General features: G+C 58.7%; 9 protein-coding genes and 2 riboswitches. Of the genes, 8 read left to right on the forward strand and 1 reads right to left on the reverse strand.

From position 1 onward, the window contains the following. The first annotated feature begins 214 nt into the window (after nucleotides 1-214). Nucleotides 215-338, forward strand: a riboswitch (FMN riboswitch). Nucleotides 339-425: 87 nt separating this feature from the next. From ACE4YL_RS07660 to ACE4YL_RS07685, 6 genes are all read left to right on the forward strand, one after another. Further along, nucleotides 426-1043 (forward strand): ECF transporter S component, encoded by a 618-nt coding sequence (locus ACE4YL_RS07660; protein ID WP_461360276.1) that lies wholly within the window; start codon nucleotides 426-428, stop codon nucleotides 1041-1043. A gap of 95 nt (nucleotides 1044-1138) precedes the next feature. Next, nucleotides 1139-1285: a hypothetical protein gene (locus ACE4YL_RS07665; protein WP_461369451.1), complete on the forward strand. Its 147-nt coding sequence runs from the start codon at nucleotides 1139-1141 to the stop codon at nucleotides 1283-1285. Nucleotides 1286-1309: 24 nt separating this feature from the next. Next, nucleotides 1310-3343: a S8 family serine peptidase gene (locus ACE4YL_RS07670; RefSeq protein ID WP_461369452.1), complete on the forward strand. Its 2034-nt coding sequence runs from the start codon at nucleotides 1310-1312 to the stop codon at nucleotides 3341-3343. 155 nt (nucleotides 3344-3498) lie between these two features. Continuing rightward, complete coding sequence (locus tag ACE4YL_RS07675; RefSeq protein ID WP_461360005.1) at nucleotides 3499-5718, forward strand: S8 family serine peptidase; 2220 nt, start codon at nucleotides 3499-3501, stop codon at nucleotides 5716-5718. A 144-nt stretch (nucleotides 5719-5862) separates the two neighbouring features. Next, entirely contained in the window at nucleotides 5863-6414 is a 552-nt protein-coding gene (locus tag ACE4YL_RS07680) for a GNAT family N-acetyltransferase (RefSeq protein ID WP_461359701.1), read from the forward strand. Nucleotides 6415-6426: 12 nt separating this feature from the next. After that, nucleotides 6427-8844, forward strand: coding sequence for a glycoside hydrolase family 3 C-terminal domain-containing protein (locus tag ACE4YL_RS07685; RefSeq protein ID WP_461359702.1), 2418 nt, complete (start codon nucleotides 6427-6429; stop codon nucleotides 8842-8844). Nucleotides 8845-8892: 48 nt separating this feature from the next. Here the strand turns inward: ACE4YL_RS07685 and ACE4YL_RS07690 are convergent, their stop codons facing one another. Next, nucleotides 8893-9036, reverse strand: a complete 144-nt coding sequence (locus ACE4YL_RS07690; protein WP_461359703.1) for a hypothetical protein — start codon at nucleotides 9034-9036, stop codon at nucleotides 8893-8895. Nucleotides 9037-9115: 79 nt separating this feature from the next. Then, nucleotides 9116-9249: riboswitch (cyclic di-AMP (ydaO/yuaA leader) on the reverse strand. A 151-nt stretch (nucleotides 9250-9400) separates the two neighbouring features. Between ACE4YL_RS07690 and ACE4YL_RS07695 the strand changes: the two genes are divergently transcribed. Both ACE4YL_RS07695 and ACE4YL_RS07700 read left to right on the forward strand, forming a co-directional pair. Next, complete coding sequence (locus ACE4YL_RS07695) at nucleotides 9401-10504, forward strand: DUF4932 domain-containing protein (protein WP_461369453.1); 1104 nt, start codon at nucleotides 9401-9403, stop codon at nucleotides 10502-10504. A gap of 107 nt (nucleotides 10505-10611) precedes the next feature. Further along, on the forward strand, nucleotides 10612-11523 hold a 912-nt coding region (locus ACE4YL_RS07700), incomplete at its 3' end, for an MFS transporter (protein WP_461369454.1).

Genomic DNA, 11523 nt, shown 5'->3' on the forward strand with positions numbered 1-11523 from the left:
TAAACGGCATATCTGCATGGGAAGCGGTGGAAAGTCTGGCACGAGCAGGATAAACCAAGCCGAGCGAGGAACAGAAACCCTTCGTTGAGTCAGAGAGAAGACGAGCGAAAATCCGTTTCATTTAGAGTTGCATTTCTGCCTTTGTGGGAAAGTGAATTTTTTAACTTGACGCTCAATACCCAGTACGCTATACTGAACTTGAAAACTGCATAACGAAATTCTTCGGGGCAGGGTGAGATTCCCGACCGGCGGTGAAAGTCCGCGAGCGATCGGCAGAGGATCGTTGATTCGGTGAAATTCCGAAACCGACAGTATAGTCTGGATGGGAGAAGAATGCAGGTAACATGGGGTTGTTACCTTCACTGCAACCTGAAGAATTTCGGGTTGCTTTTTTCGTGGAAAAAATCACGAAGTGAGGGATGACCATGATCCACAATGCTAGCCAGACCAGGGGCAGTCTGTTTGCCACCAGCGCCATGGTGAAAATGGGGATGCTGGCCGCGATCGGTATGGTACTTATGCTTGTTGATTTCCCGCTGCCGCTGTTTCCCAGCTTTCTGCAGATCGACCTCAGCGATGTGCCTGCGGTGATCGGCGCCTTCAGCCTCGGGCCAGCGGCGGGTGTTGTGATTGAGCTGCTCAAGAACTTGCTCAAGCTCATTGTGGGCAGCAACACAGGCGGTGTGGGCGAGCTGGCCAACTTCTTGGTGGGGGCCGGTTATGTCCTGCCTCTGGCCTTGATCTACCAAAGGTGGCCCAGCCGCTCCGGCGTGCTGTGGGGCTCGGTGACAGCCACGGTTGCGGCGGCGGTTTTTGCCGGTGTGCTTAACTACTTCATTTTCGTCCCCGCCTATGCGGCGGTGATGGGGGTACCTGTGGATGCCTTTGTGCAGGCCGCCGCCAAGGTCAATGCGGCGGTGGTGGATCTGCGAACTATGGTGGTGTTTGCCATCGTGCCCTTCAACCTGATTAAGGGTGTGATCATCGCCGTGGCTTCTCTGGTGGTCTACCGCATCCTGCGGCCCCTGTGGGAACGCTTCTAGACCCGCAGCGGTTTTTCTAGCAAGTTAATAGAGGATAAGCGGCACCCCTTGCCTATAATCAGCTAACTTCAACAAAAGGCAAGGGGTGATTTTTTGTGAAAAGGCGATCTAGCATCGCAGTTGTGCTGCTCCTTTCTCTGCTGCTCGCGGGGTGCCTGGGTGGCAGTAAAGAGTACAGCCTCTCCGGGGTTGTACAAGACGGTCTGGGCATCCCCGTGGCCGGTGTGGAGCTGAAATTGTAAGGCCCGAAGATCCCGCCGCAAGTTTTGGGCCCCACCGGGGAAGACGGCAGGTGGAGCGCCAGCGGCCTCCAGGGCACGGTAACCCTGGAAGTTTTGGACAAGGAAGGTTGGTTCTTTAAGCCCAGAACGCAGGAGTTCACCAAGGGCGCTGACAATGTGGTGATCGAGGCGGTGAAGGGAGAGCCTTTGGTCATTGTGGTTGAAGGTGAAGGCCGGGTTGAGCAGGAAGTGGTCTTCTCACCGCTCGACACCGACTACTATCCCCGCACGACGGAAGTGAAGCTCACTGCGGTGCCCGACTTCGACTGGGTCTTTCTGCGCTGGGAGGGCGATGTTCCTGAAGGCGAAGAAGAGAAGAACCCCATCACCGTGGTGATGGATGGACCTAAGGAGATCAAAGCATTCTTCGTGGAAACCATCAGTGTGAGCGTGTCTGTGGAGATGTTCCACGATTTCCCCCAGGCCTATGAACAGCTGGTGGGAGCTCCGTCTCCGGAAGGGCCGGCCAGGCTGCCGCTGGCAGATCCCACTGAGGAGTGGCGGGAGAGCGCCCGGGAGAATGAATTCATCGTCATGCTGGATCGGGTCCTCAGCAGGCAGGAGCAGGTGAGCATTCTAGAAGCGGCTGGTTACAGGGTCTTGGATACCATCGAGTGTCTGGGGGCGCATCTGGTGGTGCCCCTGGAAACGGAGCTCATGGCCTTAAGCGGGGAGGAACACCTGGAGGTTTTCCGGCAGCTCAACGGGTTTGTTGCTGCCCACCTCAACTACGACATCTCTCTCCAGGCCATCAAAACCCCCAATGATCCGTTCTATGCCCAGTATCAATGGTGGAACTACGATCAGATTCGCCTGCCCCAGGCCTGGGCGGTAACCACCGGCGACCCAGGTGTGCGCATCGCCGTGATCGACACGGGCATCGATCCAGATCACCCCGATCTGGAGGCGAAAATCGATCTGGAAAACGCCTGGGACTTCACGGAGGATAACGACATCGAGGATGGCCACGGGCACGGTACCCATGTGGCGGGAACCATCGGTGCGGCGACCAATAACGAACAGGGTGTGGCCGGCATCATGTGGGAAGTGGAATTGTTGCCCGTGAAGGTGTTTGACGCCTCGGGCCGGGGTTCCACCTGGACGGTGGTGCAGGGGATGCTCTATGCCGCCGGGCTCCTCAACGAGCAGGAGGATAAGCCCACCAATCCCAGGCCTGCCGACATTATGAACATGTCCCTGGGTGGTCCTTACACCGAGCTTCAAGAAGATGCGGTAGCCGCCATCGCTGCCCGTGGCGTGATCATGGTGGCGGCGACGGGTAACGGCGGCCGGCCCGTAATCTCCTACCCTGCAGCCTACCCCGAGGTGATCGCCGTGGGGGCCACCGCCAGCGGGCTGCATCTTCTGCCTGACCCCTATGAACCGCCCCTGGCGCCCTATTCCAACTACGGTCCCGAGGACTTCGTGGTGGCACCTGGTGGGGGAGGTTACGCCTTCGGTCTGGGTATCATGGACTTTGTGGTGAGCACGGGCGATAACGGAAGCTATTACGGCTCAAGCGGAACCTCCATGGCCGCGCCCCACGTTTCCGGGGTTATCGGCCTGATGCTGGCCAACGGGATTCCCAAGAGCCAGGTGCGGGATGTCTTAGAGCGGACCGCCATGAAGATCCACAAGTATGATAGCTACCATTTCGGGCACGGCTTGATCAACGCTTACTGGGCTGTGAATGCCGTGGAAGAGATCCGGTTGATCCAGGGCTTCAGGCAGGGGACCGAGATCAGTGCAGCGGTGGAAGAAAGGCTGCCCCTCCCGGGTCATCAGGCTCTGTTCTACCTCAAACCAGGTGAATACCAGCTCATTGCCTGGGTGGATGTGAACGGCAACGGCGTGCTGGATGCCGGCGACTACTACTCAGAAACAGAAGTTCTGGAGTTCGAGTACGGGCAGGGCTGGTCCTGGTGGCCCACGTTAAGCGAGTTCCATCCCGCTGATCTGGAGGCGGAGACTGGAGAGCTCCAGGCGCGCCTGCGCACCTACAGCTTGACCAAGGATTGATCTGTTTGGCCAAAAAGCGGGTCCAGCTCTCCTGGTGAGGGGCTGGGCCCCTTTTTGGTGGGAGGATACCGGCGGTTACCTCTTGCATTTACTTCCAGGGACCGACAGGAACGGGCAGACCTTTGCCGAAATAACGGGCAAGGGGTGATCGATGCATGCATAAACCGAGTCGCTTTGGAGCCGTGTTGGTAGTGGTTTTGTTGTTGCTGACCGGTTGTCTAGGGGGAAACAGTAAGGAATACAGTATTTCTGGAGTGGTCCAGGATGGCCTGGGCATTCCCCTGGCCCGCGTGGAGCTGAGCCTAGAAGGCGATGAGATAGCTCCCCGGGTCATCGGTCCCACGGGGGCCGATGGCAGATGGAGCGCCCACGGCCTCAAGGGCAGGGTAAACCTGGAAGTAGTGGACAAGGAAGGCTGGTATTTTAACCCCAAGAGCCAGGTATTCCACAGGGCCGCAGATGAAGTTGTTATCACCGCCGTGCGGGGCGAGCCCCTCACGATCCACATCGTTGGGGACGGCGAGGTTGAGCAGGAAGTGCTCTTCACGCCTTTGAGCACCGAGTACTATCCCCGCACTACCCGGATCAGGCTGAAGGCCGTACCGGCGCCGGATTGGCGTTTTAACGGCTGGGTGGGAGTGCCCGAAGACGTGGATCCCGAGAACCCGGTGATCGAGATCACCGTGGATGAACCGGTGGAGCTGTGGGCTGAGTTTCTACCGACGATCACAGTTAGCGTGGGAGTGGAGTTCCTCCACACTTTCCCCAAAGCCTATGAACAGCTGGTGGAAGAAGGGCAGGTCAGCCTGGGGCCCTCCTCTCAAGCTTGGGCTCAGCCGCAGGCAGCAAGTGCGGCTGCTTGGGCTGCCAGCCCTGTGGAAGGCGAGTTTATCGCCCTGCTGGATCGGTCCCTTTCCCGCGAGGAGCAGGTGCATCGGCTGGAGGAGGACGGCTACACAGTTTTGGATACCATCGAGATTTTGGGAGCACACTTGGTGCGGCCAGCGGACTCCCAACTGGGTGTGCTCAGCCAGGAAGGTCATCTCCGGGCTTTGGAGAGTGTGGCCGGTGTCCTGGCGGTGGAGCCGAACCTCCCAAGGGTCGCCCAGGCTTTCCGGGTGCCCGATGACCCCCACTACGCGGGCCATCAGTGGTGGCATTACGAGCAGATCCGCCTGCCGCAAGCCTGGGCGGTAACCACGGGAGATCGCAGCGTCCGCGTGGCCGTGCTCGATAGCGGTGTGGACACGGATCACCCGGATCTGGTGGGGCAGTTGGACTTGGAATATGCCTGGAACTTCACCTGGGAAGACTCCATAGAAGACCTTGATGGACACGGTACCCACGTGACCGGAACCATCGGTGCCAAGACCAATAACGGATTGGGCGTTGGGGGCGTTATGTGGGAAGTGGAAATCCTCCCGGCGAAGGTCTTGGCTGCTGACGAGGGAAGCAGTTGGTCTGTGGCCCAGGGTATCCTCTACGCAGCCGGGGCCCTCAATGATCAGGAAGATAAGCCGACCAATCCCAGGCCAGCGGATATCATCAACATGTCTTTAGGTGGACCTTACAGCATCCTGGAAGAGCAGGCAGTGCAGGAAGCCCATGCCCGGGGAGTGATCATGGTTGCCGCCACCGGCAATGATGGGTGGCCCGTGATCGAATATCCCGCGGGCCTTCCAGAGGTGATCGCGGTGAGTGCCACCGGCAGCGGTCTGGATCTTCTGCCTGGCCCCTATGAACCGCCTTTGGCGGAATACTCTAATTTCGGCACTGGCGATTTCGTCGTGGCTCCCGGTGGGGGAGGGGTTCCAGACATTCTGGATTATGTATTGAGCACGTTTCCGGATGGTAAGTACGCGGGATATTACGGTACGTCCATGGCGGCGCCCCACGTCACGGGCGTGATCGGCTTGATGCTGGCTAACGGCATACCCAAGAGCGAGGTGCGGGAGGTTTTGGAGCGGACCTGCATGAAGATCCACAATCGGAACTCCTACTTCTACGGCCACGGACTGGTGAACGCCTACTGGGCAGTGAACGGGGTGGAACACATCCGCTTAATCCAGGGCCTGCGAAGCGGAACTGAGATTCAGGCGGTGGTGGAAGAACTGGTGCCGCTCCCCGGTGACCAATGGACAATGGAGCTGGTTGCCGGCGAGTACCAATTGATAGCCTGGGTGGACGTGAACGGTAACGACATATTGGATGTCGGTGATTACTACTCAGAAAGCGAAGTGCTCGAATTCGACCACGGCGATGGTTGGATATGGGCTCCCGTCCTCAAGGAGGTCCATCCGGTGGATTTGCCAGACAGTGCTGCTGGGCAGGCAGCTCTGGGCAGTATGGGTCACTACCAGTTGATCAAGCAATGAGTCAGAGAGGAGATGGACCTGGCACCCCACGGGGTGCCGGGTCTTTTTTTGCTCCGGACCGCTCCTGCCTTTTTTCGGAAGGTAAAGATGTGGATTTCTCGAAAGATAGTACAACAACGAAAAACGACTCGGGAGGCAGCCGCTATGCCGCGCATCTACGGACGCCAAGTGATGCTGAGGGAATACCGGGAAAGCGACTTTGAGCATATCCGCGCTTGGGTGAACAATCCGGCCATCACCAACAACCTCTCGGACATCTTTCTCTACCCCCATTCCGCAGAACAGACCAGAAAGTTCTTGGAGATGACCACTTCCGGGGAGTGGAAGGGTTTTGTAATTGCCCGGGCCGATACCGGGGAATACCTGGGCCAGATCGATTTTGTGAACCTGGACCTCAAAAACGGCTGGGGCGAGCTGGGCATGGTGATCGGCAGTGAAGAAAACCACGGCCGGGGCTACGGTACCGAAGCTCTGGAGCTGTTTCTAACCTTTGCTTTCCAGGAACTGCGCCTTAACAGGGTGGAGCTTGTCTGCTGGGCTTACAACACCAGAGCCCGCAGGGTTTACGAAAAGGTGGGCTTTGTGCAGGAAGGTGTGCGGCGCCAGAAGCGCTTTCGCTTTGGCACCTACCATGATGTGATCTGCTACGGGCTGCTCAAAAGTGAGTGGGAAGCCCGCCGGAGCGAGCCTATCTAAAAGGAGGGTACCATGGATATTGACAAGCTTTTGGAAGAGCTGGAGGTGGAGGAAAAGATCGCCTTGGTCTCGGGGTCGGATCAGTGGCATACAACCCCTGTACCCCGCTTGAATCTCCCCGCCATCATGCTGTCCGATGGGCCCCACGGCCTGCGCAAGCAGGAGCTCAGCGGCGACAATCTGGGGCTCGGGGAAAGCGTGCCTGCCACCTGCTTTCCCCCTGCCGCCACCAGTGCCAACAGCTGGGATCCAGAGCTGCTTTTTGCCATGGGGCAGGCCATCGGGGCTGAAGCGCGGCAGCAGGGCGTGTCCGTGGTGCTGGGCCCCGGGGTCAATATCAAGCGTTCGCCCCTTTGTGGGCGCAATTTCGAGTATTTCTCCGAGGACCCCTACTTGGCCGGGCAGCTGGCCACGGCGTGGATCAAGGGGGTCCAGTCCCAGGGAGTGGGGGCATGCCTCAAGCACTTTGCCGCCAACAACCAGGAGAAATGGCGGATGCTCAACGATTCCTTGGTGGATGAACGGGCGCTAAGGGAAATCTATTTAGCCGCCTTCGAACAGGCGGTGCGGGAGGCCCAGCCCTGGACCGTCATGGGTGCTTACAACAAAGTGAACGGCACCTACGCCTGCGAACACAAGCGCCTCTTGGAGACCATCCTGCGGGAAGAATGGGGGTTTCAGGGGGCGGTGATCTCCGATTGGGGTGCGGTGAATGATCCCAGCCTGAGCCTGGAGGCGGGGTTGGACCTGGAAATGCCCGCATCCCATGGCGTCAGTGCCGCCAAGATCCGCCAAGATCTGAAAAGCGGCCGCCTCAGCGAGGCCGCCCTGGACAAGGCGGTGCGCCGCGTTTTGGAACTGGTGGCCAAAGCCCAGGAAGCCCAGGCCGGGCAGGTGCAGTATCCCTGCGATTACGATGGGCACCACCTTGTGGCACGGCGGGTCGCCGCGCAGTCCGCTGTATTGTTGAAAAACAAAGGGGGTCTGCTGCCCCTGGGGCGGGGACAAAAAGTGGCGGTGCTGGGAGAATTTGCCCGCCAGCCCCGCTATCAGGGGGCAGGCAGTTCTCAAGTCAACCCCACCAGACTGGAGACGGTGCTGGAAGAGCTGGAAAAGACCGGGGCCCGCTTTGACTTCGCCCCGGGGTACTCCCTGGAGGACGATGTGGTGGATGAAAGACTTTTGGACGAGGCCTGCCGGTTGGCCCGGCGGGCAGATGTGGCAGTGATCTTCGCCGGCCTGCCGCCCCGCTATGAATCGGAAGGCTACGACCGCGCCCATCTGGATCTACCGCCTAATCACAATGCCCTCATCGCCCGGGTGGCAGAGGTCAATCCCAATGTGGTGGTGGTCCTCTCCGCGGGTGCCCCTGTGGCCATGCCCTGGCTGGATCAGGTGCCGGCGGTGCTCCATACCTATCTGGGGGGCCAGGCTGGGGCCGGGGCCGTGGTGGATCTCCTCTGGGGCAAAGTGAACCCCTCGGGCAAGCTGGCGGAAAGCTATCCCCTGAAGCTGGAAGACCATCCCGCCGCTCAGTTTTTCGCCTCTAACCGCTGGCAGACCGAATACCGGGAGAGTATCTTCGTGGGTTACCGCTACTACGATGCCGCCCAGAAAGAGGTGCTCTTCCCCTTCGGCCATGGACTCAGTTACACCCAGTTCACCTATGACCACCTGCAGCTTTCCGCCACCCGGCTGCAGGATACCGACCGTTTGGTTGTGCGCTGCAAGGTCAAAAACACGGGGGAAAGGAGCGGGGCGGAGGTTGTGCAGCTTTACGTGGCCAAAATCGGTTCACCGCTGCCGCGCCCGCCCCAGGAGTTGAAGGGATTCGCCAAGGTTTACCTGGATCCCGGCGAAGAGCGGGAAGTGGAGTTCATCCTGGATGAACGGGCCTTCGCCTATCACAACGTGGAGGTGGGCGCCTGGCATGTGGAAGCAGGTGCCTATGAGATCCGTATTGGTGCATCCTCCAGGGACATCCGCCTGGCGGAGCGGGTGCAGGTGGAAAGCAGCAGACCCGATCTTCCGGTTCCTGACTACCGCAGCTCCGCACCTGCTTACTACAACCTGCACCGGCAGATGTTCATTCCCCGGGAGGACTTCGCCGCCGTCTACGGAAGGCCCATTCCCGCCCCTCAGCCGCCGGATCGTTTTGATGAAAACTCCACCCTGGAAGACCTAGGGGCAACGGGCCTGGGCCGGATGATCTTGAAGGTGGCCCGCAGGGCGATCTGGAAGGAGATGGGCCGACCCCGGGAGACGGATCCCCAGTGGCTGATGACCTGGGCCATCATGCTGGAGATGCCCTTAAGGTCTGTGGCGGCCCTCAGCGGGGGTAGAATCCCCATCCACTATGTGCGGGGACTGATCGCCTGGGCCAATGGGGAGCGGGGCCGGGCACTGCGCCACTGGTTTTGGGGGCAGTAAAAAACCCAGGGCGGCTGCCCTGGGTGGGAACGAAGTAGTGCTGGAGCGTTAGAAGATCAGGAACGGAGGGAAGAAAATCGGCGGATAGGGCTGGCTTTTCTGGCGCGGATGTTTCTCCAGATCGAAGAACTTCTCGGCCTGCCGATTTCCTAACAGTAAACTCTGGACACTTGCTACACGCTGCTTCTTCATGGTCAATCTCCTTTCCCCTGGCGAAATTGGGAAAACAAAAAGCGTACCTGCTAGTTGGCTGCACTGAGCCTACTAACACTTACGCCTTGGAGTACTCCTGTGGGGTTAGCTGACGGGTTAGGACGCCCAAGTCGCCCCTCTCACCAGCTGGCGAGATTCACCCCAAAAAGTTGGGTCCCCCACGCCCTAGCGGGGCTTCGGAGATTTCAACTATATTGTAACACTGCCGCCAGTTCCTGTCAATGAAAATGATAATTATTCCCTATATGTAAAACTTAGGCTCCGGACTCGCGTTTTCATGGGGACGGGAGCCCGGTTAATGCGGAAAGCATGCATTCCTTGCAGCGGATTTGGAGGTATGAACGTGAAGCGCAGAGTGCTCCTTGTGGTGTTTTTGCTGACCTTGGCGATCTTAAGTTCCACGGCTTCAGCTGCTTTGAAGATTCTGCCGGAAATGGAGCTTTTAGCAGGTGTGCTGACCCAGACTACCTGGATGGAAAGGCGGGGCCCCAGGGGCCCCGGGAACGAGTACTACCGGGCGCTCAAAGAGTTCTTTGCTGAGTATCAAGACCATGAAGCCGTTGCCATCGCCCAGCGCTTAACGGAGCGGGGGTTTACCTACGATGCGCCTCCAGCCTTGATCTGCCATCTGGGGCCCTTGCCCGAACTAGCTCTCTTGGTGGAATACAATGATTATCTCGTGGAAAGGGCCGGGGGAAGGGATGTGCTGGAGGAGTTCCGCCTGGCTTTGGTGGATCTGGCTGAGCAGTCGAACTTCCTCGCTTTCTTCAGCAGCTGGGAGGCGTACCTGGACGAGTGTCTCCAGCCAGCCAGGGAAGATTTTCGCGCCGAGCTGCCCCAGATGTGGCTGGAGGAGTTCTTCGGCTGGGCGCCGACCCGTTTTGAGCTGATCATGGCCCCCAGCATGTTCCCTGGCGGTGGCTATGGGGTCACGGTTTGGGACGGCCAAGGAGAGCCTGCGGCCATTCAGATCATCAGGGAGTACGGCTCCAGCTCCGGAGCGCCTGAGTTTCCCACCGGCAGCGATCTGGAGATGCTCACCATCCACGAGTTGGGCCATTCCTTTGTAAATCCCACCTTAGAAGCTTACCCTGAGCGGGCCCGGAAGCTGCGCCCCCTCTTTTGGAGTGTGCGCAAAGTGATGCGCGCCCAAGCCTACCCCTTCACCAGCACCTTCCTCAATGAGCAGGTGGTGCGGAGTGTGGAAGTGCTGGCGGCCCGGGATCTCTTCGGCCCCGAGTTGGCAGAGATCGTCTTGGAAAACCACGAGGGCAGCGGGTTCTACCTTACGGCTTTTGTCGCAGAACAGCTCGATTATTACCAGGCACACCGCAGTCTCTATCCCACTTTCGGGGACTTCGTGCCCTACCTGTTCGATCAGCTGGACGCTTATGTAGAGGAGAACTGCACTCTGCTGGAGCGCTTTTTCAGCCTGTTCCTGCGCTGAATCCGCCTGGAGGCTGAAGGATTACCCATCCCCAGCCAGTTCAGGGGCTGGCCCAGCAGTGATAGACTGAGTGCAGAGACTTGAAGAGATAGGGGATGGGACTAAAGATGGAGAAAAAGACTTTAGGACAGCGGTTGTTCATCAACAGGGATTTTGGGCTGCTCTTTTGGGGACGTTTGGTTTCCCAAGTGGGAGACGGCATTCACTATCTGGCCCTGACCTGGCTGGTTCTGGACCTTACCGGTTCCGGGACCGCCCTGGGCACACTGCTTTTGGTCTCTTCTCTGCCCATGGTGGCCCTGTCTCCGTTTACTGGGGTTCTCGCGGATCTGTGGGACCGCAAGACCATTGTGGTGTCCATGGACATTGTGCGGGGTTTGGTCATCCTTACTCTAGGCTTCATCCATAGACAGGGCTATTTGACCATGCCCATCCTATACGGAGCCACCGTCTTATCTTCGCTCTGCGGCGTACTCTTCGGCCCAGCCATCTCTGCGGCGGTGCCGGGACTGGTCAAAAAAGAAGAGCTGGTTAAGGCCAACTCTTTAAACAGCCTGTCCAGGGCGGCGACGCAGATTGTCGGGCCTGTGGCCGGTGCCTTCATCCTTGGTACAACTGGTTACTACGGCGCCTTTTTGATTAACGGAACCGCCTTTCTGCTTTCCGCCCTATCGGAGATGTTCATCCGTTTCCCCAAGCAGTCCAGGCGGGAGGCGCACACTGCTGAGCTCAACCCGGGGGCACAGTTCCTCCGCAGCTTCCAAGAAGGTTTCCGTTATATGTGGCAGAGCCCAGGCCTGAGGACCCTCATTTTCTTCGCGGTGGCCCTCAACTTCTTATCTGCCCCGGTGTTCAACGTGGTGTTTCCCTATTTCGGCAAGGAGATCTTGCTTTTGGAGGCGAAGCAGTACGGAAACCTCCAAGCCATGCTTCCCGTGGGCTTCCTCATCGGCACCGGTCTGATCGGCTACATGACTAAGAAATACCGTAAAGAGTCTCTGCTGTCCAGCGGAATCATA

Origin of the sequence: Candidatus Darwinibacter acetoxidans (assembly GCF_041936445.1) — a bacterium.
GTDB lineage: Bacteria > Bacillota > Limnochordia > Darwinibacteriales > Darwinibacteriaceae > DTU010.